At 53.8% G+C, this 25840-nt stretch carries 19 protein-coding genes and 1 tRNA gene; 12 read left to right on the forward strand and 8 right to left on the reverse strand.

Translation table 11 applies throughout. The annotated features are described in order from the left end of the window. Window positions 1-155: 155 nt before the first annotated feature. Both AAC086_RS10745 and AAC086_RS10750 read right to left on the reverse strand, forming a co-directional pair. A tRNA-Val gene (locus AAC086_RS10745) sits at window positions 156-232 on the reverse strand. A gap of 91 nt (window positions 233-323) precedes the next feature. Continuing rightward, on the reverse strand, window positions 324-995 hold the full coding sequence (locus AAC086_RS10750; RefSeq protein WP_339778614.1) for an HAD-IA family hydrolase: 672 nt from the start codon (window positions 993-995) through the stop codon (window positions 324-326). Between the two features lie 237 nt (window positions 996-1232). On the opposite strand from AAC086_RS10750, the gene glmU reads away from it, so the two are divergent. From glmU to groL, 6 genes are all read left to right on the forward strand, one after another. Further along, window positions 1233-2579 (forward strand): bifunctional UDP-N-acetylglucosamine diphosphorylase/glucosamine-1-phosphate N-acetyltransferase GlmU, encoded by a 1347-nt coding sequence (glmU, locus tag AAC086_RS10755; RefSeq protein WP_339778615.1) that lies wholly within the window; start codon window positions 1233-1235, stop codon window positions 2577-2579. 107 nt (window positions 2580-2686) lie between these two features. Next, window positions 2687-4510, forward strand: a complete 1824-nt coding sequence (glmS, locus tag AAC086_RS10760; protein WP_339778617.1) for a glutamine--fructose-6-phosphate transaminase (isomerizing) — start codon at window positions 2687-2689, stop codon at window positions 4508-4510. 327 nt (window positions 4511-4837) lie between these two features. Beyond that, complete coding sequence (locus AAC086_RS10765) at window positions 4838-7897, forward strand: hypothetical protein (RefSeq protein WP_339778618.1); 3060 nt, start codon at window positions 4838-4840, stop codon at window positions 7895-7897. 208 nt (window positions 7898-8105) lie between these two features. Then, window positions 8106-8498: a DUF805 domain-containing protein gene (locus AAC086_RS10770; protein WP_339778619.1), complete on the forward strand. Its 393-nt coding sequence runs from the start codon at window positions 8106-8108 to the stop codon at window positions 8496-8498. A 218-nt stretch (window positions 8499-8716) separates the two neighbouring features. After that, complete coding sequence (groES, locus tag AAC086_RS10775; protein ID WP_339778620.1) at window positions 8717-9004, forward strand: co-chaperone GroES; 288 nt, start codon at window positions 8717-8719, stop codon at window positions 9002-9004. A gap of 62 nt (window positions 9005-9066) precedes the next feature. Continuing rightward, entirely contained in the window at window positions 9067-10719 is a 1653-nt protein-coding gene (groL, locus tag AAC086_RS10780; RefSeq protein ID WP_339778621.1) for a chaperonin GroEL, read from the forward strand. Window positions 10720-10941: 222 nt separating this feature from the next. Here groL and AAC086_RS10785 read toward each other — a convergent pair whose 3' ends face one another. Together AAC086_RS10785 and AAC086_RS10790 are read right to left on the reverse strand one after the other, a co-directional pair. Further along, on the reverse strand, window positions 10942-11979 hold the full coding sequence (locus AAC086_RS10785) for a zinc-dependent alcohol dehydrogenase family protein (protein ID WP_339778623.1): 1038 nt from the start codon (window positions 11977-11979) through the stop codon (window positions 10942-10944). Between the two features lie 388 nt (window positions 11980-12367). Then, window positions 12368-13462: an NADH:flavin oxidoreductase/NADH oxidase gene (locus AAC086_RS10790; protein ID WP_339778625.1), complete on the reverse strand. Its 1095-nt coding sequence runs from the start codon at window positions 13460-13462 to the stop codon at window positions 12368-12370. Between the two features lie 272 nt (window positions 13463-13734). On the opposite strand from AAC086_RS10790, the gene AAC086_RS10795 reads away from it, so the two are divergent. After that, window positions 13735-14247, forward strand: coding sequence for an Hsp20/alpha crystallin family protein (locus AAC086_RS10795; RefSeq protein WP_339778627.1), 513 nt, complete (start codon window positions 13735-13737; stop codon window positions 14245-14247). A 124-nt stretch (window positions 14248-14371) separates the two neighbouring features. Here AAC086_RS10795 and AAC086_RS10800 read toward each other — a convergent pair whose 3' ends face one another. Next, complete coding sequence (locus AAC086_RS10800; RefSeq protein ID WP_339778628.1) at window positions 14372-15472, reverse strand: PLP-dependent cysteine synthase family protein; 1101 nt, start codon at window positions 15470-15472, stop codon at window positions 14372-14374. Window positions 15473-15662: 190 nt separating this feature from the next. Between AAC086_RS10800 and fliN the strand changes: the two genes are divergently transcribed. From fliN to AAC086_RS10820, 4 genes are all read left to right on the forward strand, one after another. Further along, window positions 15663-15965: a flagellar motor switch protein FliN gene (gene fliN, locus AAC086_RS10805; protein ID WP_339778630.1), complete on the forward strand. Its 303-nt coding sequence runs from the start codon at window positions 15663-15665 to the stop codon at window positions 15963-15965. A 530-nt stretch (window positions 15966-16495) separates the two neighbouring features. Then, window positions 16496-18850 (forward strand): glucose/quinate/shikimate family membrane-bound PQQ-dependent dehydrogenase, encoded by a 2355-nt coding sequence (locus AAC086_RS10810; protein ID WP_339778631.1) that lies wholly within the window; start codon window positions 16496-16498, stop codon window positions 18848-18850. Window positions 18851-19556: 706 nt separating this feature from the next. After that, on the forward strand, window positions 19557-21425 hold the full coding sequence (locus AAC086_RS10815; protein WP_339778821.1) for a ribonucleoside-diphosphate reductase subunit alpha: 1869 nt from the start codon (window positions 19557-19559) through the stop codon (window positions 21423-21425). A 26-nt stretch (window positions 21426-21451) separates the two neighbouring features. After that, window positions 21452-22480, forward strand: coding sequence for a ribonucleotide-diphosphate reductase subunit beta (locus AAC086_RS10820; protein WP_339778633.1), 1029 nt, complete (start codon window positions 21452-21454; stop codon window positions 22478-22480). 166 nt (window positions 22481-22646) lie between these two features. Here the strand turns inward: AAC086_RS10820 and AAC086_RS10825 are convergent, their stop codons facing one another. The 3 genes from AAC086_RS10825 to AAC086_RS10835 form a co-directional block, all read right to left on the reverse strand. Then, a complete protein-coding gene (locus tag AAC086_RS10825; RefSeq protein WP_339778635.1) occupies window positions 22647-23429 on the reverse strand; it encodes a tetratricopeptide repeat protein in 783 nt (260 codons plus the stop codon). Window positions 23430-23718: 289 nt separating this feature from the next. After that, entirely contained in the window at window positions 23719-24072 is a 354-nt protein-coding gene (locus AAC086_RS10830) for a DUF2794 domain-containing protein (protein ID WP_339778637.1), read from the reverse strand. A gap of 158 nt (window positions 24073-24230) precedes the next feature. Then, complete coding sequence (locus tag AAC086_RS10835) at window positions 24231-24689, reverse strand: hypothetical protein (RefSeq protein WP_339778638.1); 459 nt, start codon at window positions 24687-24689, stop codon at window positions 24231-24233. A 466-nt stretch (window positions 24690-25155) separates the two neighbouring features. Between AAC086_RS10835 and AAC086_RS10840 the strand changes: the two genes are divergently transcribed. After that, complete coding sequence (locus AAC086_RS10840; protein ID WP_339778640.1) at window positions 25156-25806, forward strand: tetratricopeptide repeat protein; 651 nt, start codon at window positions 25156-25158, stop codon at window positions 25804-25806. The last annotated feature ends 34 nt before the right edge of the window (window positions 25807-25840 follow it).

Genomic DNA, 25840 nt, shown 5'->3' on the forward strand with positions numbered 1-25840 from the left:
GTGCTCGCCGGAACATTATATCAGGCACCAATGCAATCACCGGCTGCATTGGTGCCTTTTCTTTTGGGCAGGGGGGGCACCAAAAGAAATAACAGGCAGATATGCTTAAAGCCAGATTTCAGCCTTTAACAGAGATCGTTGGGGGATTGGGGAAATGGTGGGCGTAACAAGATTCGAACTTGTGACCTCTCCCGTGTGAAGGGAACGCTCTAACCAACTGAGCTATACGCCCGAAACGGCGAAACAGTGCGTCGGTGACTGCTTCGTATTCCGTCGGTGGCGCGGTTTATAAGGGCCACCGACGGGGGTGTCAAGCCGCGTTTTCAGGCAATTTCTTTCAAGGCGTCAGGCAGTTGGGCAAAGCGGGTTAAAACGGCATCCGCACCCAGTGTGCGGGCCTTGGTATCGTCCACTTCAAAGGCAACGGCGATGGCGGCAATGCCAATGGCGCGCGCCGCATTTATATCATTGGCGTGATCGCCGACCATAACGGCGGTATCGCCTGTATCGCGGTTATAGCCCATGGCATTTAGCGCAAAGGCCAAATGGCCGCCATCGGGTTTGCGAACGTGGGTGGCATCGCCCCCGGCAATGGTGGTGAACAGGTCATCAATGCCCAGCAGGGATAAAATTTCGCAACACGGGCGGGTGGGTTTGTTTGAAGCCAGGCCAATTTTCCAGCCTTGGTCATGCAGGCTGCGTAATGTGGTTTCGGCATCGCGATACAAATATGTGTCGTGGTATCCTGTCGCCTCGTACAGCGATATAAATTTGTCATATGCTGCCGACAGGGCAGCTTCATCCAAATCGGCATTTCGGGCGGCAAAGGCGCGTTGGGTCAACATCCGTGCCCCGTCGCCCAGCATCGGTTCCAGTTCATGGCGGGTAAGGGGGGCCAGGTCGTGTTGGCCTAACAAATGGTTCATCGCCACAACCAGATCCTCGACCCCGTCAATCAGGGTGCCGTCCAGGTCGAACAGGATGAATTTGGTCATGGGGGCGCCTTTTGTCATGATAAAAACACAGAATTTTATAAGATGAATTTATCAGCATATGTGCCAATAACAAGGGCATTAACAATCTGTAACATCTGCTAACATCAGGTTACAAAACGTGATTCGTGCGGGGCTTTTGCATTGCACCGATTTGCGTTAGGAGTGCGGTGGTGATGGGGCTTTACCGTATCGGATCGCGGGCCATATCATTATGTGTTCGGAAATAAGGGATTTTAAATGTCGAGATCATTGAGTGTTGTTGTGCTGGCGGCGGGTATGGGAACGCGGATGAAAAGCGCGCAGCCCAAGGTACTGCATAAAATTGCAGGTAAGCCGATGGTAAACCACGTGATCGACGCGGCCCGTTCCCTGCATGCCGAGCAAACCCTGATTGTGGTTGGCCCCGATATGCCTGCCCTTGCAAAGGCCGTGGCCCCGCATCCGACATTTGAACAGACCGATCGCCTTGGCACCGCGCACGCGGTTTTGGCCGCGCGCAATGCGCTGGAACAGGCCAAGGGCGATGTGTTGGTGTTATATGGCGATAGTCCGCTTTTCACCCCCGCAACGCTGGAACGCCTGATTGCGGCACGCCAGAATGGGCCGCACGCGGTGGCGGTTCTGGGTTTTACCCCTGATGATCCTGCCGGTTATGGCCGCCTGGCGACCGACCCGTTTACCGGGGAATTGCTGGCGATTGTCGAAGACAAGGAATGCACCGACGCCGAACGCCGGATCGGTTTTTGCAATTCTGGTGTCATGTGTTTTGCCGCCGAGGGCATGGTTGATTTGCTTGATGCGATTAACAACAAAAATGCCAAAGGCGAATATTACCTGACCGATGCGGTGGCCGTTGCACGCGATCAGGGCAGAACCTGCATTGCCGTCGAGGTCGCCGAGGAAGAAACCCTTGGTGTTAATTCGCGCGCCCAGCTTGCCACTGCCGAACAACTGATGCAAAGCCGTCTGCGTGATGCCGCCATGACCAATGGCGCGACCCTTGTCGACCCGGCATCGGTGTTTTTGTGTGCCGATACCGAAATTGGCCAGGATGTGGTGATTGAACCCCATGTGGTGTTTGGCCCGGGGGTTAAAATTGGCGATAACGTCACCATCAAGGCCTTTAGCCATCTGGAAGGCTGCACCATTGCCAGCCAGGCCGATATTGGCCCTTATGCGCGCCTGCGGCCCGGTGCCGATATTGGCGAAGGCGCGAAGGTCGGCAACTTTGTCGAGATTAAAAAGGCCACGCTCGAAACCGGGGCCAAGGTCAACCATTTATCTTATATCGGCGATGCGCGCATTGGGGCGAAAGCCAATATCGGGGCGGGGACCATTACCTGCAATTATGATGGTTTCCAGAAATACCAGACCGACATTGGTGTTGGCGCGTTTATTGGTTCGAACAGTGCCTTGGTCGCCCCCGTTACGGTGGGCGATGGGGCCATTGTTGGTGCTGGCAGCACGATCAGCGGCGATGTTGCCGCCGATGCGCTGGTGCTGGTGCGCGCCGAACGGACGGAAAAGGCCGGTTGGGCCGCCCGGTTTCGCGAAAAAATGCGGGCATTGACCGGCAAGGGGTAATATCAGGTCTTTACGAGGTCGGCTGATGGCGACCTGGGATAAAATCTTTGGTGCAATCAGGTCCGCTATTGGCGGATGCACAGTTAAATTTGGGAAAGACACAGCATATGTGCGGCATTATCGGTATTATCGGCAAAGACAGTGTAAGTGAACGCATTCTTGAAGGGCTGAAACGCCTGGAATATCGCGGATATGATTCAGCCGGTATTGCGACCCTGATCAATGGTAAAATCGAACGTCGCCGTGCTGAAGGCAAGCTGGTGAATTTAAGCCAGCGCCTGACGGAACAGCCGCTGGGCGGTGATGTTGGTATTGGTCATACCCGTTGGGCCACCCATGGGGTGCCAACCGAAAATAATGCGCACCCGCACACCGATGGCAAGGTTGCCGTTGTTCACAATGGCATCATTGAAAATTTCCGCGACCTTAAAGCCGAACTGACGGCCAAGGGCCGTGTTTTTGAATCCGATACCGATACCGAGGTGATTGTGCATCTGGTGTCGGATTTTCTGGACCAGGGCAAAACCCCGCGCGAAGCGGTTCAGGCAACCTTGCACCGGATTGAGGGGGCGTTTGCCCTGGTGATTATTGTTGCCGGTTTTCATGATGTGATTTTTGGGGCGCGGCGCGGCACACCGCTGGCGGTGGGCCTGGGCGAGGGCGAGATGTATCTGGGGTCCGATGCGATGGCCCTGTCGCACCTGACCAACCGGTTGATTTACCTTGAAGAAGGCGACTGGGTGGAACTGACCCGCGACCACGTTCAGGTCCGCGACGAGCATGACAATGATGTCACCCGCGAGATCAAACTTTCGGCGGTGTCGGGTGCCATGATGGGCAAGGGCAACTATAACCATTTCATGCAAAAGGAAATTTTCGAACAGCCCGCCGTGATCGGCGACACGCTGCATTCCTTTATCAACCCCGCAACCCGCACCATCAAGCTGCCCGACATGCCGTTTAACATTGGGGCGGCCACCCGGCTGACGATTGTTGCCTGTGGCACCTCGTTTTATGCGGGGCTGGTGGCAAAACACTGGATCGAACGTTATGCCGGTCTGGGGGTTGATGTTGATGTGGCATCGGAATTTCGCTATCGCTGCCCGCCGCTTCCCAAGGGCGGCATTGCCCTGTTCATTTCGCAGTCTGGCGAAACCCTCGACACATTGGCCGCCCTTCGGTATGCCAAATCGAAGGGGCAAAAGATTTTGTCCATTGTTAACGTCGCCGAAAGCACGATTGCACGCGAAAGCGACGTTGTGTTGCAAACTTATGCCGGGCCGGAAATTGGTGTGGCATCAACCAAGGCTTTCACCACCCAGTTGACCGTTCTGGCCTGCCTTGCGGTGACCATCGGTCGTGAAAACGGCACGCTCGGCAAGGAAGCAGAATCCGCCATCGTTAATGCCCTGACCGAACTGCCCAAGCAGGTCGCCGAAGTGCTGCATCATGACGAAGAAATTCGCCAGCTGGCGCTTAACATCGCCGATGCGCGGGATGTTTTGTATCTGGGGCGCGGTCTTGGGTATCCGATTGCGATGGAAGGGGCCTTAAAGCTTAAGGAAATTTCCTATATCCATGCTGAAGGCTATGCTGCGGGTGAAATGAAACATGGGCCGATTGCCCTGATTGACCAGTCGGTGCCGATTATCGTAATCGCCCCGTCGGACGAACTGTTTGAAAAAACCGCATCGAACATGCAAGAAGCCGCGGCCCGTGGTGGCCGGGTGATTTTCCTGTCCGACGCACAAGGATTGGCAATGGTGGGCGATATGGCCTCGGCCACGGTCGAATTGCCAAAGGTCGCCGATTTCGTCGCACCTATCCTTTATACGATTCCGGTGCAGATGCTGGCCTATCATGTGGCGGTGCATAAAGGCACGGACGTGGACCAGCCGCGCAACCTGGCAAAATCGGTGACAGTGGAATAGGCGTTACGGCGCTTGTTGCTGTCAAATGTTCATAAAATGAATACCCCGTGGCCGGTTTGGCTGCGGGGTAAATTTTTTGTTGTTCTTGTCGGCGTGCTCGCGGTCGGTTTTACACCTGTCTGATGTCATGGCGCGTCCGGTTGGGGCCGGTAAAAACCAGCCACGAAATTGCTGACGTTTTACCGGGCGGCATGTGACGCGCTTTCTGCAAAGATTGAAATTTAGTTTAATTTTATCAATTATGAGTTGATGAGACTTTCCTGGCCCCTTACACTTTTTAATGGAGCTGGCGGCAGGGGTGCCGCCGGGGACGGGGAGAGAGGGGCCATGACGATCCGGGGTAAATTACAAGCCTTTATGTTTGCCGCAATCGCAAGCTGTGTTGCCACAGTTGCCATTGCACAAACATGCGAAAAAGCTTTGCGCGACAAACCAATGGTGCCAACCGATCTGGCGCTGTGCCAGTCATTAAGCGAAACGGTGCGCCATCCCGCAGCATTGCCGTTGAGTGAATATGAAGCCGCCTTATCGCAGTTTTTTAATAACTGGTGCCATCGTGATACCCAATCGGGCTGGGTGCGCGATAAATATGTGCGCGATACCGGCCCCTATACTGCCGCCCGGATTGCCGGGGAAAAAGGGGCACTGTGGGACGGCACCTATCATGGCACGCATTCCCCGGTTGTGATCTGGTATTCGCCCGATATGGTGGAGTGGCTGGCAAAAAACCGGCCCAGCGACAAGGCCCACCCGGACCGGCAACACGCCATTCCCGATGGCGCGATTATGGTAAAGGAAATGTTTCCCCAGCCCGCATCGGCCTGTGCGAAATATGACCCGGACTATTTGTTTCCCACCAGCGGCGCTGCAATTATGGTGCGCGATGCCCAAGGGTCGAAGGATGGCTGGTTTTGGGGCTGGTATGGCTGGCCCGGTGAAGGGTGGGCGCCCGACTGGCCGGCAAGTGCCAGCAACGGCCCGCCCAATATGGGGTTCGGACAATATTGCGTCAATTGCCATGGCTCGGCCCATGATTTGACCTTTGCCGAGGAACGTAATTTGCAGGGCCATCCCGGCCAGCCTGAAGTGTTTTTATCGCAGGATTTTTTCGCCAATCAATATCTTGGTGGTGCTGCGCCGAAAACGGCGGGCAAGGCAAAGGCCCCAATGGTGGCAACCGCGCCTGATGATTTGGCCGATGATATTCATGCCGTGCGCGCGCATATGGAGAAAAAGCCGGTGCCGCATGGCCAGCCGCGCATCAAGCCGCTGGACGATTTACTGGCTTTTGTTACCAGGGCCGACCGGTTTGGCGCGGTGCCCGAGCATGGCTTTATCATGCCATCGCAAACCTATGACAATGTCTGGATGCCTGCCGCCGGGCCGTCGCCCGAAAGCCAGTATTTAACCAGTGATCAATGTGCCGGGTGCCATGATGCGGGCAGTACCGGTTTGCAGTTTGATATGACAATGCCGGACCCGCAAAGCGACAAGCTGCTTAATTTGTCGCCCTATGCCACGTGGCGGTCCTCGCCGATGGGGCTTGCGGGCCGCGATCCGATTTTCTTTGCCCAAATGGCCAGCGAAACCCAGACATTTCATCCCGATCAGGCCGATCTGGTGCAAACCACCTGCCTTGGCTGCCATGGCATTTTGGGGCAAAGGCAGTTTCAAATTGATCATGCTGCCGCAAATGCGGGTGATTGCGGCGTGTTTGACCGCGATATTGTTAATGCGGTGCCTTATCCACCGGGGAACCCGACGGCGGCCCATGCATCCTATGGCGCGCTGGCACGCGATGGTATTTCGTGCATGGCCTGCCATCAAATGGTGCTGGGCAAAGAAGCGAACGAGAAATACGCCGATGACCCGCAAAATGCCTGTGTGTTGCAACGTCAGGCACAGTTGAACGCGGAAAACACCGGTTTTGGCAAAACCTTTACCGGCAGTTTTCTGGTCGGGCCTGCGGGCAAGCTGTTTGGGCCGTTTGACAAACCTAAAACCCACCCGATGGATTACACCTTGGGGATAAAACCGGAAAAAGGTGACGCCATTTCGACATCGGAAATGTGTGGCACCTGCCATACCGTGCATTTGCCCGTGTTGCACAAAGGCGAAACCATTGCTCATATTTATGAACAAACGACCTATGCCGAATGGGCGTTTAGTTCATATCGCACCGGCACCACCATTGACGGAGCTTTACCCGGCGGGGCAGGGGATATGCCGCAAACCTGCCAGAATTGTCATATGCCATCACGCGATGCTGGCGGCACGTTCAAAAGCAAAATTGCCAGTATTCAGGAATATTCAAACTTCCCGGCGGCGGCCAATACCTTTGAACCAAAAGATATTGACCTGGAACCGCGTGACGGATTTGCCCGCCATACGCTGGTGGGACTGAACCTGTTTTTAGTAAAAATGTTCCAGCAATTCCCCGATATTATGGGGGTTCCAACCGCCGACCCGATGATGAATTCGAAAATGGCGATTGATCCGCTGGAATTTACCGCACGCGCCATTACGGAACAGGCGCAAAACGATACTGTTAGCATCAGCCTTGCCGATGAACCGGTCATTGCCGACGGCAAACTGAGCGCGGTGGTGAAAATTGACAGCCATACCGGGCATAAATTTCCCTCCGGGGTCGGGTTTCGCCGTGCCTTTATCCAGTTCGAGGTGCTTGACGTCAATGATAAGGTTTTGTGGGCGTCTGGCCGGGTGAACAAGGCCGGGCTGCTGGTGGACCAGCATAACAAACCGCTGAAAGGCGAGCTTTGGTGGGATGATACCTGTACCCACCGGATCGCGCCGGAAAAGCGCCTGCATCAACCCCATTTCGAGGTGATCACAGCGCAGGACCAGACCCAGATTTATCAGGAACTGGTCAGCACGCCGCCGCGTGATGGATCGCAGTTTTCCTGCGGGCATAATGTGCGCCCGCAAGGGGAGTTGACCACCAGTTTCCTGTCGATCTGTGCCGAGGTCAAAGATAACCGCCTGCCGCCACCGGGTTATCTGGCGCTGGAACAACGTGAAGCGATTTCACAGGCACTGGGAGCCGGAAGCGACTTGGCCGAGGATGCCGGGTTTACCGCCGTTGGCACCGATCCTGACTATGGCGGACCAACCCAAAGCGGGGGCGACAGCCTGCGTTATGAGGTCAAGCTGGCCGACATCCCCGGTGAACCGGCCAAGGTGCAAGCGCGGCTTTATTATCAGGCAACGCCGCCGTTTTACCTGCAAGACCGGTTTTGTACGGCCGAGGGTGATGATACCGACCGGCTGGCCTATCTGGCGCAGTATTTGAACCTTGAGGATACGGCAGCGGAAAACTGGGCCTTGAAACTGGTCGATACCGGCAGGGTCGGTATTGCCCGCCAGTAACCGACGGCATTGAGACAAGAACCGGCGCAAAGAAAGCACAGCGCCGGTTCTTGTGTGTTTTGCGCAAATAAGTGCAGATCGGTTGCGAGGGCGAAAAATAATTAAATCATACCGCATAGAGCATGTGAAAGCGGTTTTCAGTCTCCGGTTGATCCCGTAAAACAAACAGGAATGTGATGGATACTTAAAGGCAGGCGGGACACACGACATGAAATTTGGGGAAGCCGTTAGTTCGGGGTTTAACAACTTTTTTAATTTTCGCGACCGGGCGTCGCGGTCTGCCTTTTGGTGGTGGCAGTTGTTTGTGCTGGCGGTGTCGATTGTGTGTTCCGCCATCGATGGATGGGGTATGGGCGATCAGGGGACGCTTGAGGGTATTTTTAATTTGATCACGTTTGTTCCCGGTTTGGCATTGGCGGTGCGCCGCCTGCACGATACAGATCGTTCCGGGTGGTGGATGCTCTTAACGCTGGTGCCATTGATTGGTCTTATTGTTCTGATTGTGTGGTGGTGCAAACCAACCCAGTTGGGTCCAAACCGCTTTGGCCCGATGCCCTATGATTATTTCCGCCGTGATGATGACGGGGATGCTGCATTTTAAGGTGGGTGTTTGTCCGAGGACGTTTCAGGCGTTGCTACGGCATGAAAAAACCGGCGGAAAATATGACTTTTTTGCGACTTACCCCATTGGGCTATTGACAATTTCCGACCATTCCCTTACTTGCTGTTAGCACTCACCGGGGGTGAGTGCTAACGTGGGCTCATCCCGGTTAGTGTTTCAATAATCGAGCCCTAGATTTTTACACGGAGTTGTCGAAAATGAAGTTCCGTCCGTTACATGATCGTGTACTGGTACGTCGTGTCGAATCCGACCAGAAGACTGCTGGTGGCATCATTATTCCTGATACCGCAAAAGAAAAGCCGCAGGAAGGCGAAGTCGTTGCTGTTGGCAATGGCATTCGTAAAGACGATGGCTCGCTCATCGCACTTGACGTCAAAGCTGGCGACAAGGTTCTGTTTGGCAAATGGTCAGGTACTGAAGTCAAGATTGATGGCGAAGAGCTGTTGATCATGAAAGAATCTGACATTGTGGGTATTCTGGCCTAAGTCAGCCCATTTGGGTGATTTTGGTTCGATGTTCATCCGTCTCATAGAGAGGAAAGAATAGAATGGCTAAAGAAGTAAAATTTTCGACAGAAGCACGCGCCAAAATGTTGCGCGGCGTAGACATCCTTGCTGATGCTGTCAAAGTGACCCTCGGTCCGAAAGGCCGTAACGTTGTTATCGAAAAATCCTTTGGCGCACCGCGCGTGACCAAAGACGGTGTTACCGTTGCCAAAGAAATCGAACTTTCTGACAAGTTCGAAAACATGGGCGCACAGATGTTGCGTGAAGTTGCCTCACGTACCGCCGACATGGCGGGTGACGGCACCACCACTGCAACCGTTCTGGCTCAGGCGATCGTGCGTGAAGGCAACAAGTCTGTTGCTGCGGGCATGAACCCGATGGACCTGAAACGCGGTATCGATCTTGCGACCAACAAAGTCATCGAATCGATCCAGAGCCGTGCACGTAAAGTCACCGGCCGCGATGAAATCGCACAGGTTGGTAACATTTCGGCAAACGGTGACCGTGAAGTTGGCGATATGATCGCTGAAGCCATGGAAAAAGTTGGCAACGAAGGTGTTATCACCGTCGAAGAAGCCAAAGGTCTGCACACTGAACTCGACGTTGTCGAAGGCATGCAGTTTGACCGTGGTTACCTGTCACCTTACTTCGTGACCAACCCGGAAAAGATGATTGTCGAACTGGACGCACCGTACGTCCTGCTGTTCGACAAAAAGGTTTCCTCGCTGCAGCCGATGCTGCCGTTGCTTGAAGCTGTTGTTCAGTCCGGCAAGCCGCTTCTGATCATTGCTGAAGACGTTGAAGGCGAAGCCCTGGCAACCCTGGTTGTCAACAAGCTGCGCGGCGGCCTGAAAATTGCTGCTGTTAAAGCTCCGGGCTTTGGTGATCGTCGTAAAGCCATGCTTGAAGACATCGCCATCCTGACCGGTGGCCAGGTTGTTTCCGAAGATCTCGGCATCAAGCTTGAAAGCGTTTCGCTTGACATGCTTGGTACCGCGAAATCGATCACCATCACCAAAGAAGAAACCACCATTGTTGACGGTTCTGGTGAAAAAGCACAGATCGAAGCCCGCGTTGGCCAGATCCGTGCACAGATCGAAGAAACCACCTCTGATTACGATCGCGAAAAACTGCAGGAACGTCTGGCGAAACTCGCTGGCGGTGTTGCTGTGATCAAGATCGGTGGCGCTTCGGAAATCGAAGTTAAAGAACGTAAAGACCGCGTTGACGATGCTCTGCATGCAACCCGTGCAGCTGTTGAAGAAGGCATCGTTGCTGGTGGTGGTACGGCTCTGCTGTACGCAACCCGCGCGCTTGAAGGTCTTGAAGGCGTTAACCACGACCAGACCATCGGTATCGACATTGTTCGTCGCGCCCTGCAGGCTCCGGTTCGCCAGATCGCACAGAATGCCGGTGTTGACGGTGCCGTTGTTGCGGGCAAGCTGCTCGAACAGGACGACGTCGAATTCGGTTTCGACGCCCAGAAAGGCGAATACACCAACCTGATCAAAGCTGGCATCATCGATCCGGCCAAGGTTGTTCGTACTGCCCTTCAGGATGCCGCTTCGGTTGCGGGTCTGCTGATCACCACCGAATGCATGATCGCTGAAAAAACAGAAGACAAGTCTTCTGGCGGTGCACCTGACATGGGTGGCATGGGCGGTATGGGTGGCATGGGCGGTATGGGCTTCTAAGCCAGACCAACCACGCGACCTTACAGTTAGGAAGGGGGCCTCGCAGCAATGCGGGGCCCTTTTTTTTGCCATATGGGTGTTTGGCATAATCTTGCCGGTCGTTGCCTGTCACAAGGCAAGGGCTGGTATGTTGCCTGATGAGGGTACGAAGAAAGGGCACATCCTTTTATAAAGATATGCCCTTCCGGTACCCGCTTTGCGTTAACTGGCAGGCTGTGCCGGTTATTGGGCGAGAATAACCTTCATCGCCTTTTCACGCGATGCGTTGCCAAAGACTTCGTAGGCCTGTTCAATCTCGTCAAGTTTGAAGCGGTGCGTGATCAGCTGTTCGGGTTTAACCTTGCCTGATTGCATGGTCTTCATCAGCATCGGGGTTGTATTGGTGTTAACCAGACCCATCGAGATATTGATGTTTTTAATCCAAAGCTCTTCGATATGCAGCTCTACGGCGGTGCCGTGAACGCCGACATTGGCAATGTTGCCGCCTGCGGAAACGATTTTCTGGCAGGTATCGAAGGTTGCCGGAACGCCAACGGCCTCGATGGCAACATCAACACCCAAGCCGTCGGTCATGTCCATCACCGATGCAATGACGTCATCCTTGCCGACGGTCAGTGTGTCGGTTGCGCCAAATTGACGGGCCATTTCCAGGCGTGCCTCGTCGGTGTCGATCATGATGATGCGACCGGGTGAATAGAACTGTGCGGTTAGCAAAACCGCCATGCCCACCGGACCTGCGCCGACAATGGCGATGCTGTCGCCCGGTTTGACGTGACCGGCAAGAACGCCGATTTCAAACCCGGTTGGCATGATGTCAGACAGCATGACCAATGCTTCTTCGTCTGAACCTTCGGGGATGGGATAAAGCGAGTTGTCGCCATGCGGAATGCGCACATATTCGGCCTGGGTGCCGTCAATCAAATGGCCCAGGATCCAGCCGCCATCGGAGCAATGGGAATAGAGCTGGCGTTTGCAATTCGGGCAGGAACCACAAGATGTGATGCAGGAGATCAGGACGGCATCGCCTTTTTTGAAATTGCGAACCGCAGACCCGACTTCTTCAACAATGCCAACCCCTTCGTGGCCCAGGGTGCGTCCTTCTGTTACAGCGGGGACATCGCCTTTAAGAATATGAAGATCGGTCCCGCAAATCGTTGTTTTGGTGATTTTGACGATCACATCCGTCGGTTTTTGAATGCCGGGTTTTTCTTTTTCAATCCAGCCTTTTTTACCCGGACCTTGATATGTAAGCGCTTTCATGGAGTTTCCTTTATTTGGGGGGAGGGGTGTATAGACTTGATGTTTTTCGAGAGCCGTTTTGTTGGCCTGCTTTTGTACGGATGACACCTTATAAATACACTGCATTTGATGTAGAAAAAGCCTATCGCTTTCCAGTCGGTAGGGTCAAATTTTTTAGTGTCATATGGATCACACTTTGAATTGATGACACCGATAACGTTATTGGGAGCGGGGTGTTAGGTTAAAGAATATTATCGTTCCAAAACAGGCCAAACAGCCGGAATATTTGCGAAAATAGTTTTATTGCAAATAGTTAGTCGACTCGGCGCTTGGGGAAAAAGAAGGATTGTTGAGCCGGTGCAGACACAAAAACGGCCCGATGACAAAAGCCTTCGGGCCGCATGAGAGATTATTTGAAAAGCTGTTTCAGGGTGTGTGGCTGGCAGCGTAAATACTGGTTGGGCGGTGTGATGGTGGCGCCCAGTTTGGCCGCAGCGTGCCACGGCCAGCGCGGATCATAAAGAATGCCGCGCGCCAGGGCGATGGCGTCGGCCTGGCCGGTGCCGATAATGGCTTCGGCCTGTTCGGCTTCGGTGATCAGGCCCACGGCGATGGTGGTCAGCCCGGTTTCGGCCTTGATGCGCTGGGCAAAGGGAACCTGATAACTTGGGCCAACCGGAATTTGCTGGGCCGCATGAAGGCCACCTGATGAGACATGGATGAAATCACAGCCACGTTCTTTCAGGGCCTTGGCCAGAACCACACTTTGTTCGATGTCCCAGCCGTCTTTTACCCAGTCACTGGCGGAAATGCGAATACCGACCGGTTTATCCGCGCCAAATGCAGCGCGTACGGCATCGTAAATTTCCAGCGCAAACCGCATGCGATTTTCAAGGCTGCCGCCATATTCGTCGCTGCGCCGGTTTGAGAGCGGAGATAAGAACTGATGGATCAGATAGCCGTGCGCGCCGTGTAATTCGATGGCATCAATGCCCAGGCGGTCGGCGCGCTTTGCTGCCTTGGCAAAGCGGGCAACGATTTCGGCAATGCGGTCCTTGCTGAGTGCTTCGGGTACCGGGTTGCCGTCAAGAAACGGAACGGCCGAGGGGGCAACAACCTGCCAGCCATTTTCGTCATCCGGGCGAAGGGCGTGTCCGCCGTCCCACGGCTTGGCTGTGCTGGCTTTACGCCCCGCGTGGCCCAGTTGAATGGCGATTGGCATGTCCGAATTGGCCCGAACAGCCTTTAATGTGTGTGCCAGGGCATTTTCGGTTTCATCATCCCACAGGCCAAGATCGGCATAGGTGATGCGGCCCTCGGGCGCCACTGCGGTAGCTTCAAGGATAAGCAGGCTGGCGCCTGACAGGGCCAGATTGCCGAGATGGATGGTGTGCCAGTCGGTGGCTTTGCCATTATCAGCCGAATATTGGCACATCGGGGCGATGATGATGCGATTGTCGAGTTCTAGCTTGCCCAGGGCAAGCGGGGTGAAAAGGTGACTCATGGGATTATATTCCAGTCAAAAGGTGGGGGTGCCACATTGGTGGTACCTGCATATGGGGCAATCCTAACGAGGGGCCGGGGCAAACGCCAATGTGTTTCGTGCAATGCGGAACAAATCGAAGAAAATCGAAAAAAAATGCCTCATGCCCTTGCGACTTTTGGCGGGCGAATTATCTTTTGAACTGAAGGGGCCATGGTGGCCCTGATCGCGCAAGGGTTGCAGCCTGGCTGGACCAATAGCGCAAGAATGCTCGTCTTATATGGAGAGTAATTATGAACGGTTTTTCAAACGTAAACGGTGTGTCGCGTCGTATTGCCAATGCTCCGGCAATTGGCGAATCTTTTGGTGTGTTTTCCCGCGATCTTGACCGCGTGCTGGGGTCGTTCCTTGGCCGTGGTGCGATGCGCCCGGCACAAGTGCAAGGGGATGCCCAGGCATTCGACGCCGCCAAAATCCTTAATCCCCGCATCGATGTTTATGAAAGCGAAGACGCGATTGAACTGAGCGCCGAACTTCCCGGTGTAGAACAGGGCGATGTCGATGTTTCCGTGCTTGAAGGTGTTCTGACCGTCAAGGGTGAAAAGAAATCAGTCCGCGAAAGCGATGAAGGTGCCCGTGTTGTTGAACGCAGTTATGGCAGCTTTACCCGGTCTTTCCGTCTGCCTGAAAATGTCGATGCCGACAATATTGCGGCCACATTTAAAAACGGCGTTCTCACGCTTTCTCTGCCAAAGGTTGCAGAGCAGAAGCCCGAACCGCGCAAGATTGAGGTTGCGGGTGCATAACAGCATACCGACACGCATCTGATAATGAAACGGGCGGGGTTTTCCCCGCCCGTTTCATTATCTGGTATCTGCAATTCCGACAGGTCGGGTTCGCCTATGTATAGCAGCGGCGGGAATGCCGCTATCAGGCACTGTGCCGGTCCAGCTTCACATCGAAAATTCCGGTTTGATCGAAAGTTTCAAGGGCTTTGCGCCAGGGGGCAAGGTCAATGCCCTGGTCGGCGATCCATTGCGGATTGTAATAGGTGTCGCTGTAGCGATCACCGCTGTCGCACAGCAAGGTCACGACAGAGCCGCTTTCACCCGCCTGTTTCATTTCACTGATCAGGGCCAGGGTCGCGATAAGGTTGGTACCGGTAGATCCGCCACAGCGGCGACCAAGGTGTTTTTCAAGGTAATGCAGGGCGGCAAAGCTGCCTGCATCGGGCACCCTTATCATATGGTCGACGACGGTGGGGTTAAAGCTGGGTTCAACCCGGGGGCGGCCAATACCTTCGACCCGCGACCCGCAGGTGCCGGTAATGTCGCAATTGCCAGTGGCGTAGGCATCGTAAAAGACGGAGTTTTCCGGGTCGGCAACGCACAATTCGCACCCGTCGGCCAAAATTTTGCCATAACGAATGAAGCGGCCAATGGTTGATGACGTGCCGCCGGTCCCCGCGCCAACGACAATCCAGCGCGGGACACGGTGGGGTTCGCGACCCAGTTGTTCAAAAATGCTTTCGGCAATGTTGTTGTTGCCACGCCAGTCGGTGGCGCGTTCAGCATAGGTGAACTGGTCCATGTAATGGCCGTTGAGGTCGCGGGTCAGGCGGTGGGATTCGTCATAAATCATCCCGCCATTATCAACCAGATGGCATTCGCCGCCATAAAAGGTGATTTTAGCAATTTTTTGCGGCGAGGTCGTTTTGGGCATGACCGCAATAAAACGCAAGCCGAGCAGACGGGCAAAATAGGCTTCGGATACCGCCGTCGAGCCACTTGATGCCTCGATAATCGGGGTATCCTTTGTGATCCAGCCATTGCACAGGCCATATAAGAACAGCGAACGTGCCAGCCGGTGTTTCAGGCTGCCACTGGGATGGGTGCTTTCATCTTTCAGATACAGGCCAATGTCGCCAAGTTGCGGCAGATCGAGCTTGATCAGGTGGGTGTCGGCGGAGCGGGTGAAGTCGGCTTCGATCCGGGCGATGGCATCGGCCACCCAATGGCGATCTTGCGGCATGATAATCCTGTAACTGTCATAAAGGGCTGTTTAATGGCGGCGGTCTGCGGTTTTGTTTAGGGTAAAATTATACAAAAATCCACCGTAGTTTTTTAAAACTGTTTGCTAACCAAATTTTCAGCGATAGGCTATAGTAACACCCTTACCACTGCCCATTGTATGTCCGGATTTTCAGGAATGGTTCACCGATATGGCTGATAGAGAAAAAGACCATTACGAAAAACGCCACGGCGAAAGCGAAATCGGCGCGGCGTATGATATTCCGGTTCGGGTTTCGACCGTGATTGGCAAAAGCCAGATCCAGGTGTCACAACTGATGCGCCTGACGCGCGGCGCTGTGCTGGAACTTGACCGCAAGGTTGGTGAGCCGGTTGATATTTACGTCAATAACCGGCTGGTCGCCCGGGGCGAGCTTGTGGTTGTTGATGACCGGCTTGGCGTGACCATTACCGAGGTTATCAAAGCGGGTATGGTGATTGAAACTCACCACTAAGCAACCGGGAAATCCATTTTCAGGTTCTATGTTGCTGTTTTACAAGTGTTTCTTCCCATATGTGACCGTATTTTTCTGACCTGATTGCTTGTGCCATCTGTTTGAAATACCCACCATGATCGTGCAAAGGCCGTGCTGCGGTTTGGAGGATGCCGTCATTGTGGGCGTGATGTGAAAATCATGTGGTTTCTATGGAACCTAACCCCCTGTTTCGCGTTTTTTTATTAAACGAATTTCCTGTTTCGTCTGTTACCGGTGATCCCTTGCTTTTTTGATCGGGGTGCCCGGCTTTCTGTGTTTGTGATCTGGTTTGGGGACGGGGAGTTGCCCTTTCCTTTGGTCAGTACAGGCATGAAGGTTGGCAGGCGACAGGGCCGGGTATGATTTTGCCGTTGCGAAATAGGGCCGGAAGTCTGGATTTTGCACGGTATGCTGGCCTTTGGCGACCTTATAGGGGCGATCTGACGGTCTGTCTTCATGGGCGGGTAAACAGTGTGCTGTGTTGTTGCAAAACGAAATGGAACAGATAGATGATTAATCTGCTGAGTGTTGTCGTTTTTGCGCTGATTGGTGTTGCACTTGCTGCGGGCGGTGTATGGCTGATTGCGTTGGGCGGCAGCTGGTATTACGCCATTGCGGGCATTGTCTTTTTGCTCGTCGCGTGGCTTTTGCACCGTCGCAAGGCCATGGCTCTGTGGTTTTATGCTGCGTTTCTGATCGCAAGCCTGGCCTGGGCGGTATGGGAAGTTGGATTTGACTGGTGGCAACTGGCCCCGCGCGGCGGCATCCCGGTGTTGCTGGGCATGTGGCTGTTAACGCCGTGGGTCCGAAGCGGTCTTGTCCGTTCAAGCGGTGATGCCGATTTGGGTGGTAAAGTAAAACATCCAGGCGGCTTTGGTCTGAGTATGGCTGTTGTGGCGTCTGTTGTGGTGGCCGTTGGCGCGATGGTCAACGATCCACATGCCGTTACCGGTCAGCTCAACGACACAATTGTGGCGCAAGACCCCGACATGGGTAATGCCATTCCCGATGGGGACTGGCATCAATATGGGCGCACCCAGTATGGGCAGCGTTATTCGCCGCTAAACCAGATTACCGCGCAGAATGTAAGCCAGCTGACCGAGGCCTGGCGCTATCAGACCGGTGATGTGCGCCAATCAAGTGATGTGCCCGAAACCACCTATCAGGTCACACCGCTTAAGGTGGGGAATTCCCTGTATGTGTGCACGCCCCATAGTTGGGCCATTGCCATTGATGCCAAAACCGGCACGGAAAAATGGAAGTTCGACCCCAAGGTGGGCGCCAATAGCGACCGTCAGCATCAAACCTGCCGGGGTGTGACCTATTATGCCGATCCGCAGGCCCAGGCCGGGGACCGCTGTGCGGAACGGGTATATTTGCCAACATCAGACGCGCGCCTGATTGCACTTGATGCCAAGGATGGCCGTGTTTGCGAAAGTTTTGCCGATAATGGCACGCTGCATCTTGAACAGAAAATGCAGTATGATCCGGCGGGGTATTATTACTCGACATCGCCGCCGGTTGCCGTGGACGGCAAAATCATCATTGGCGGGGCCGTGAACGACAATTATTCGACCCAGGAACAATCTGGCGTTATTCGCGCCTTTGACATTCATACGGGCGAATTGCTGTGGAACTGGGATTCCGGCAACCCGACAGAAACCGAACCCCTGGGCGAAGGGGAAACCTACACCACCAATTCCCCCAATAGCTGGTCGGTTTTTTCCGTCGATGAAAATCTGGGTATGGTTTACATCCCGCTGGGCAACCAGGTGCCAGACCAGTTGGGCATGAACCGCAGCGCAAATGTTGAAAAGTTTTCATCCTCCATCGTCGCGTTGCGCATTGATACCGGCAAGGTGCAATGGGTGCGCCAGACCGTTCATCACGATTTGTGGGATATGGATGTGCCGGCCCAGCCCGTATTGGTCGATATTTCCGACGAAATGGGTAACAAAACGCCAGCCCTGGTCGGCGCGACCAAGCAGGGTGATATCTATGTGCTGGACCGTCGCACTGGCGAACCCTTGATCAAGGTGCGCGAAGTTGCGGCACCGGGGGGCACCATTCCTGAAGATCATAGTGCGCCAACCCAGCCGCTATCGGATTTAACCTTCATGCCCCCCAAACTGACGGGCAAGGATATGTGGGGCATTACGCTGTTTGATCAGCTGGCCTGCCGTATTGCTTTTCATCAGTTGAAATATGAAGGGCGCTATACCCCGCCATCCTTGCAGGGATCGCTGATTTATCCGGGCAATTTTGGCACCTTTAACTGGGGTAGTGTTGCGGTTGATCCCAAACGTCAGGTGATGTTTGGCATGCCGACCTATCTGGCCTTTACATCCAGGCTGATCCCGCGCGATGAAGTACCGCCGCAGGGCTCGAAAAAAGCCAGTGAAATGGGTATCAATCAGAATAAAGGCGCACCTTACGCCGTGAGTATGGGGCCGTTCCTGTCGCCGATTGGCGTGCCGTGCCAGTCACCGCCGTGGGGTTATGTTGCCGGGGCCGATCTGCGCACCGGCGATATTGCTTACAAGCATAAAAACGGTACGGTCTATGACATGACGCCGCTTCCATTGCCCATCAAGCTGGGGGTTCCCGGTATTGGCGGGCCGATCATCACGGGGGGCGGTGTGGCTTTCCTTGCCGCGGCTGTTGATGACTATTTCCGCGCCTATGACCTGACAACCGGCAAACAATTGTGGGAAGCCCGCCTTCCTGCCGGGGGCCAGTCAACGCCGATGACCTACACCACCGACGATGGCACACAATATGTTGTGATTGTTGCGGGGGGGCATGGCTCTATCGGCACCAGGCCCGGCGATTATGTGATGGCGTATAAATTGCCAGATAAATAATCGTTTCTTGCCGGTTTCTGGACCATTGCGATACCGGCAGGATGACCGTTAAAGAACAGGCACCACGGCCATGCGGCGGGTGCCTGTTTTTATGGTGGTGTGGTATCGCATGCCTGTAAACGGGGCTTGTTGGCGTGGCAACGTGGCATCGATTTGCCGCGAAATACGATTCTTTTGTGGGGTTTTAGCGCGGGCGTGATGATGTTTTCTTGTAATTCTTTGATATGGTTTACTATTTTTGATTTTTCCAATGTAAATGCGGGGAGAATCTGATCTTGATGGTTGCGGGCGCGGGCAGGTTTTGTGCCTGTGCGCGTATAAAATGGCGCGACGTGATTTTTTGATGTTTTGCTTGACCGGGTCAGGGCAAATTTACATATGTCTCCCGAATCACCGGTTATCCGGGCTTGTTGCGGAGCAGATACAATTGATGGATAAAAAATTCATCTCATGCACCAGATATAGTGTTTTCAAAGTCGGCCAGAACGGGCATAAACTTCGGTTATAAAGAAAATGGGACACGGGAACACACCCGTAAGACACGATCAGATCTGGTATCAAAATATGTCATCTGCGGCATTTGTCGGCGGATACAGTATTATTTTGTGCATGGTCAAGACCGTGCGGTGTGGCCCGTCGCGATGAGATTAGCGACGTATTGGCGTTGGGCCAATGAACGTCCAGTTTGAAGGATACCAGCATGAAAATGCTAGATGTCGTGCAGCATGAAAAAGGCGCGCGGGTTATTGTTGATCGCACCCGCGATGAATTGCTCACCGATTTTGGCAAGGCGGTTCTGACCGACCGTTATTTAATGCCCGGTGAAAGCTATCAGGACCTGTTTGCCCGTGTTGCCAGCTATTATGGCGACAATGCCGATCACGCTCAGCGCATCTATGACTATATGTCCAGGCATTGGTTCATGCCGGCAACGCCGATCCTCTCAAACGGGGGCACCACACGTGGCCTGCCGATTTCGTGCTTTTTGAACGAAGCCGACGATAATCTGGCTGGTATTGTTGATTTGTGGACCGAGAATGTCTGGCTGGCGGCACGCGGCGGTGGCATCGGGTCTTATTGGGGCAATTTGCGCTCGATTGGTGAGAAAGTTGGCAAAAACGGCAAAACATCCGGTGTTGTGCCGTTTATCCGTGTGATGGACAGCTTGACGCTGGCGATTAGCCAGGGGTCTTTGCGGCGCGGGTCTGCTGCGGTTTATTTGCCGATCAGCCACCCGGAAATTGAAGAATTTTCTGAAATGCGCCGCCCGACCGGGGGCGACCCGAACCGTAAAACACCCAACCTGCATCAGGGGGTGTCGGTATCGGATGCGTTTATGCGTGCGGTAGAAAATGATGAAGAATGGGCACTGACCTCGCCGAAAGACGGGCATGTGGTGCGCAAGGTTAGCGCACGGTCCTTGTGGATCCGTATTTTGACATCACGGGTGGAAACCGGTGAACCCTATATGCTGTTCATCGACACCGTAAACCGTGCGGTGCCGCAGCATCACAAAATGGCCGGGCTTAGCGTTAAGACATCGAACCTGTGTGCTGAAATTACCCTGCCGACCGGGCGTGACCAGCATGGTGGCGATCGGACAGCGGTTTGCTGCCTGTCCTCGCTTAATCTGGAACATTATCAGACCTGGAAAGAAGAGCCGCAATTTATCGAAGATATTTTGCGCTTCCTTGATAACGTTCTCGAAGATTTCATTAAAAACGCCCCGGACAGCATGGCGCGCGCCAAATATTCGGCCATGCGCGAACGTTCTGTCGGGCTGGGGGTCATGGGCTTCCATTCCTTCCTGCAATCGCAGGGTATTCCGCTTGAAGGCGTGATGAGCAAGGTCTGGAACAACCAGATTTTTGACCATGTGAAAAAGCACGCCGATGCGGCATCGGAAAAGCTGGCCGATGAACGGGGCTCGTGCCCGGATGCCGCCGACTATGGCATGAAGGCGCGTTTTTCCAACAAAACCGCCATTGCGCCCACCGCATCGATCTCGATCATTTGCGGTGGTGCTTCGCCGGGGATCGAGCCGACAGCGGCCAATTCCTATACCCACAAAACCCTGTCGGGGTCGTTTAATGTGCGCAACAAATACCTTGCGCAGGTGCTCGAAGAAAAAGGCCAGAATAACGAACAGGTCTGGACGTCGATCACGGTGAATGAAGGCTCGGTCCAGCATCTGGACTTCCTCAGCGATCTCGAAAAGGACGTGTTTAAAACCGCCTTTGAAATGGATCAGCGCTGGTTGATCGAGCTGGCCGGTGACCGTGCGCCGAAAATTGACCAGGCCCAGTCGCTGAACATTTTTCTGCCATCCAACGTGCATAAACGTGATTTGCACCAGATCCATTTCCAGGCATGGAAAAAGGGTGTCAAAAGCCTTTATTACTGCCGGTCGAAATCGATCCAGCGGGCCGAAGTGGTCGCCAATGTGGCGCGCAAGGAAAAAGCTGCCGATCTTGATATCGAGGCCGTTCTTGCCGCCGCCCGTGCCGCAGGTAGCGCCGTTGCCGATCAGGGCAGCACCCAGACCGAATATGAAGAATGCCTTGCGTGCCAATAAGGCCGGGGTTGGAAAAAGAGATTGATATGACCGACGAAAAAATCATGGACCTTTTGACCGAAAATCCGGTCTACAAGCCGTTTCGTTACCCGTGGGCCTATGAGGCATGGCTGACACAGCAGCAAATTCACTGGTTGCCCGAAGAAGTGCCGCTGGCCGATGATGTGAAAGACTGGAACCACACCATTACCGATGCCGAGCGCAATCTGCTGACCCAGATTTTCCGCTTCTTCACCCAGTCCGATATCGAGGTGAATAACTGCTATATGCGTCACTATACGCGGGTGTTTAAACCCACCGAAGTGCAGATGATGCTGGCGGCTTTTTCCAACATGGAAACCATCCATGTTGCGGCCTATTCGCATTTGCTTGATACCATCGGCATGCCCGAAACCGAATATGAGGCCTTCTTTCAGTACAAGGAAATGAAGGACAAATACGACTATATGCAGATTTGGGGGATTTCCGCCGAAGATGAATATATTGATGATTGCGGTGATTTGCGCCTGACCGAAGACGGAATGCGCAAAATGGCAAAAACCCTGGCGGTTTTTGGTGCCTTTACCGAAGGTTTGCAGTTATTTGCATCCTTTGCCATGCTGATGAATTTCCCGCGCTTTAATAAAATGAAGGGCATGGGGCAGATCGTGACATGGTCGGTGCGCGATGAAAGCCTGCATTGCGAAAGCGTTATTCGCCTGTTTAAAACCTTCACCCGCGAAAATCCGCAAATCTGGGATGACGCGATGCGGGCCGATTTGCTCGAAGCTTGCGAAACCATTGTTGTGCATGAAGATGCTTTTATCGACCTGGCGTTTGAAGCTGGTGCGGTCGAGGGGTTAACCCCCAAGGATATCAAACTTTATATCCGCTATATTGCCGATCGTCGCCTGACCCAGTTGGGACTGGACCCGATTTATCACATTGAACACAATCCGCTGCCATGGATGGATGCGATGTTAAATGCGGTTGAGCACACCAATTTCTTTGAAAACCGGGCAACCGAATATTCAAAGGCTGCAACCCGTGGCACCTGGGGCGAGGCCTTTGATTGATCTGACGGTTTCTGCCCGTTGATTTTGAAATGATGAAGGCCGCCCGGATTGTGGGCGGTTTTTGTTTTATCCCCCTTGCGGAGAATATTATTCTTCGAACGGGGCACTGACCAACCATTATTATAGGAAACATGCTTTTAGTCTCATAGAGAGCTGATATAAACATTTAAGGTATTGCGGATTCCAGCCGTTCTTCAACATGGCGCAGTTGCTCGGGGCTGAGCTTTTGTTCCAGCAGGGCAATGGCCTTGCCCGGGTCGGCTTCAAGTTCGGTGCCTGGCGGTGTGCTGATGGGATGAAGTGCAGATAAACGCAGCCAGTAATAGGCTTCTGCCATATCCTGGGTAACACCCCAGCCCCGTTCATAGAGGGCGCCAATCATATATTGCCCGGCGGGCAGGCCGATTTGGGCGGCCTTAAGATAATAATGTGCAGCATCGACATAGTTCTGAATGGCGCCAAGACCGTGCATATATTGTTGTCCCAGCAAAAAAGCCGCGTTGGCGTTTTTGTTGTTGGCATCAAATGCGCGTTTTAAAAAATCGGTGGCCTTGAACTGGTCATAGGCTACGCCCCAGCCATTCAGATAAAGCAGCCCCATGTAATAAAGGGCATTGGGATGGTTCGCACGGGCAGCGATCAAAAACCATTTGGCGGCATTGTCGTAATCCGAACGTCCCATTTCACCACGATAATACAGCAAACCCAGCCCATAGGCGGATCGTGGATCGGTCGGGGCGGCGTTTTGCCATTCGCGCTGTGCGATTTTAAAATCGCCTGCCTTATAGGCCAGATAACCGGCTTTGTAATCCGCCTGGGCCGGTGTGGGCATCCCAATGGAAAACAGGGTCATCAGTGGCAGGGCAACAAGTGCCCGCACGACAGGTCGACCGGGTTTTCCCGTCAGGGACCGGCGTTGGCGGGCAAGGCGTAGACATTTTTGCAACATTAAAGCACTTTTTCTTTAATATGACCCATTTTGCCAGCTCAGTCTGCCGCCTGGCAAGGAGAAATCCGCCGGGCGTAACGGGTTTACGGACAAGGATTTCGACGCGGCCAGGCGGCAGACTGCGCTGGCCCACAGGGTTTGATTTTGGCGGTGTTTGGCGGCGTTACACCGCTCGCCCGATGCGCCGCATCGCGCTGTGCCTTGCCAGACGACACGCCAAAAACAAACAAAATAGGTCATATTAAAGGAAAAATGCTTTAATCCGACCGGTTGAGGTTAGACCCCTTGTCTAACGGTTTTTAAACAGCGGCACAACCTTTCGGGCACGTTTTTCGATGGCTTCAAGGATGGTTTCAAGCTGTGAACTTTGCTTGATTTTTACACCGCTGTGCAGGGCCACATATTGACCGGCATTTTTCTGGTCTGCGGGCAGTTTGATAACGGCAAAAAGCGGGTTTTCGTGGGTGGCGCGGAACATGGAAAACATCGCCATACCGTCTAGTTGGTCAATAGCATAATCACGCCAGGCACCACCGGCAACCTGCCGGGAATAGATGTTCATCAATTTTTGCAATTCAAGCCGGTTGAAATGAACAAATGTTTTGCCTTTGCGGTATTGTGTCAGATTGAGAAGTGTTCCCATGCCGGACTCCGGGCTGTGGAAATTGTCGATTGTCATTTCGCATTTACAACCGATCAATACGGTAGCGCGGTTTTTAAAGCCCCTCAAGTCGCAAAGGCCATTTTGGCGGCAAATTTTCGGCACTTGTTTGCAGGTGCCAAACGGTGTTGTACAAGCGGTTACAGGCTGCGCCCGCGGGTCGGCGGCCAATCTACGGTGCGTTTCCCGGTGTTATAGGGATCAGGCGTTGCATAGCAGGTAACAGAGGCCAGGGTGCGATAGCAATAAAGCGGCGGTTCGGGTATCGGATCTGTTTTACAATAGGGTTCGCCCATGCTGGATCGCACGGTCGAGCAATCGCGCCCGGTCGAGGCGGAAACAATATGATCGACAATGGTTTTATCGGTATTGATGATTGAAACAACATCAAGGGCGACAAACCATTGGGCGGCGGTCAAAAGCTCGGTGCCGGTGGCGGATGCAACCGAGCTATCGAGGTTGGAACAGCCGCTTGTACCCGCCAGGGCGATTGATAATCCACATGCAACCGTTATGGGGCGAAAATACCGCGCGCCTAAACCGGCCATGTGTTTTTGCCAGGCTTGTATCAGGGCTGCGGGTGAATATTTGCCGGTCATGCGGTTTAATCCCTTTGCAATCCGGACAAAATTGCCGGGTTACGGTTGTTATGATCTGATCCCCAGGGTCTTCTGTGGTGATAAAGCAAGTTTTATGCCGTTTACACAGTTAAGTGTCGTTAGGGTATTAACCTGATGACGGGGATGGCCGCAGTAATGTTGCCGGGGTGGTTCACCGTATATCGGAACGACGGGGAATGATTGCGATGTTCAATATTCAGTCTGCCCTTACGCAGGGCCACGGCGAACAGGTATGTTTGGACCACGAAATTTTTGCCAGAGCGGGCAATTTGGCACCCGGGGCAGAGAAATTGGCGAAAATTGGCATCAAGAACCGTTAAAATGCACCTGAACCATGCAGCACCCTTGACCCCTTGGGCCGTGGCGCGTTAAATCCTTGCCGTCATTTTATTCTGACTGGCGGGCATGTGGCCCGCTTTATTTTGATCGAATTGGAGCGGGTTTCGTGGTCGATATTTTCCAGGAAGTCGAAGAAGACCTTAAGCGCGAGCGCACAGAACGCCTGTGGCACAAATACGGCAAGATCGTCATCGCGGTGGCTGCCGTTGTTGTACTGGGTGTGGCGGGCCGTGAAGGCTGGAAAAGTTATGAACATTCCACCCGTCTTGAAAACGGTACGCGTTTTGCCAATGCGCTGGAACTGGTCAATGCTGGCCCCGATAAAAGCCAGGCTGCCCTTGATGCGTTCGACACCATCATTGCCAAGGGCAATGACGGCTTTGTCGCCCTGGGGCACTTCCAGAAGGCACGTATCTATTTAAGCCAGAACGATACCGCGAATGCCGTCAAGGAACTTGAGGCAATTGCGGCGGACAGCGAAGTGGACAAGGTTTATCGTGACCTGGCCGTGGTGCAAATTGCCATGAACAGTGGCAATGCCGATAATGCCGAGGCGATGATTTCCCGTTTAGAGCCGATCGCTGTGCCGGAAAACCCGTGGTATCATTCTGCCCGTGAAATGATGGCTGTGTTAAATATTGCTGCTGGCAAGACAGATGAAGCAAAATCGCTTTTGACAGAGCTGGCCGATGATAAAACAGCACCAACGGACATGCGTGGCCGTGCGAGCGAGCTTTTGAAGGCGATCAAGGCCTGATGGCTGACAAGGGGCGTTCCTGTGGAATGCCTGC

The organism is uncultured Thalassospira sp. (genome assembly GCF_963976115.1).
Taxonomy (GTDB): Bacteria; Pseudomonadota; Alphaproteobacteria; order Rhodospirillales; family Thalassospiraceae; genus Thalassospira.

What these genes read in the sequence shown, in the direction of transcription:
- AAC086_RS10750 (WP_339778614.1), bottom strand. Translation starts at nt 995, where the DNA reads ATGACCAAATTCATCCTGTTCGACCTGGACGGCACCCTGATTGACGGG.
- glmU (WP_339778615.1), top strand. Translation starts at nt 1,233, where the DNA reads ATGTCGAGATCATTGAGTGTTGTTGTGCTGGCGGCGGGTATGGGAACG.
- glmS (WP_339778617.1), top strand. Translation starts at nt 2,687, where the DNA reads ATGTGCGGCATTATCGGTATTATCGGCAAAGACAGTGTAAGTGAACGC.
- AAC086_RS10765 (WP_339778618.1), top strand. Translation starts at nt 4,838, where the DNA reads ATGACGATCCGGGGTAAATTACAAGCCTTTATGTTTGCCGCAATCGCA.
- AAC086_RS10770 (WP_339778619.1), top strand. Translation starts at nt 8,106, where the DNA reads ATGAAATTTGGGGAAGCCGTTAGTTCGGGGTTTAACAACTTTTTTAAT.
- groES (WP_339778620.1), top strand. Translation starts at nt 8,717, where the DNA reads ATGAAGTTCCGTCCGTTACATGATCGTGTACTGGTACGTCGTGTCGAA.
- groL (WP_339778621.1), top strand. Translation starts at nt 9,067, where the DNA reads ATGGCTAAAGAAGTAAAATTTTCGACAGAAGCACGCGCCAAAATGTTG.
- AAC086_RS10785 (WP_339778623.1), bottom strand. Translation starts at nt 11,979, where the DNA reads ATGAAAGCGCTTACATATCAAGGTCCGGGTAAAAAAGGCTGGATTGAA.
- AAC086_RS10790 (WP_339778625.1), bottom strand. Translation starts at nt 13,462, where the DNA reads ATGAGTCACCTTTTCACCCCGCTTGCCCTGGGCAAGCTAGAACTCGAC.
- AAC086_RS10795 (WP_339778627.1), top strand. Translation starts at nt 13,735, where the DNA reads ATGAACGGTTTTTCAAACGTAAACGGTGTGTCGCGTCGTATTGCCAAT.
- AAC086_RS10800 (WP_339778628.1), bottom strand. Translation starts at nt 15,472, where the DNA reads ATGCCGCAAGATCGCCATTGGGTGGCCGATGCCATCGCCCGGATCGAA.
- fliN (WP_339778630.1), top strand. Translation starts at nt 15,663, where the DNA reads ATGGCTGATAGAGAAAAAGACCATTACGAAAAACGCCACGGCGAAAGC.
- AAC086_RS10810 (WP_339778631.1), top strand. Translation starts at nt 16,496, where the DNA reads ATGATTAATCTGCTGAGTGTTGTCGTTTTTGCGCTGATTGGTGTTGCA.
- AAC086_RS10815 (WP_339778821.1), top strand. Translation starts at nt 19,557, where the DNA reads ATGCTAGATGTCGTGCAGCATGAAAAAGGCGCGCGGGTTATTGTTGAT.
- AAC086_RS10820 (WP_339778633.1), top strand. Translation starts at nt 21,452, where the DNA reads ATGACCGACGAAAAAATCATGGACCTTTTGACCGAAAATCCGGTCTAC.
- AAC086_RS10825 (WP_339778635.1), bottom strand. Translation starts at nt 23,429, where the DNA reads ATGTTGCAAAAATGTCTACGCCTTGCCCGCCAACGCCGGTCCCTGACG.
- AAC086_RS10830 (WP_339778637.1), bottom strand. Translation starts at nt 24,072, where the DNA reads ATGGGAACACTTCTCAATCTGACACAATACCGCAAAGGCAAAACATTT.
- AAC086_RS10835 (WP_339778638.1), bottom strand. Translation starts at nt 24,689, where the DNA reads ATGACCGGCAAATATTCACCCGCAGCCCTGATACAAGCCTGGCAAAAA.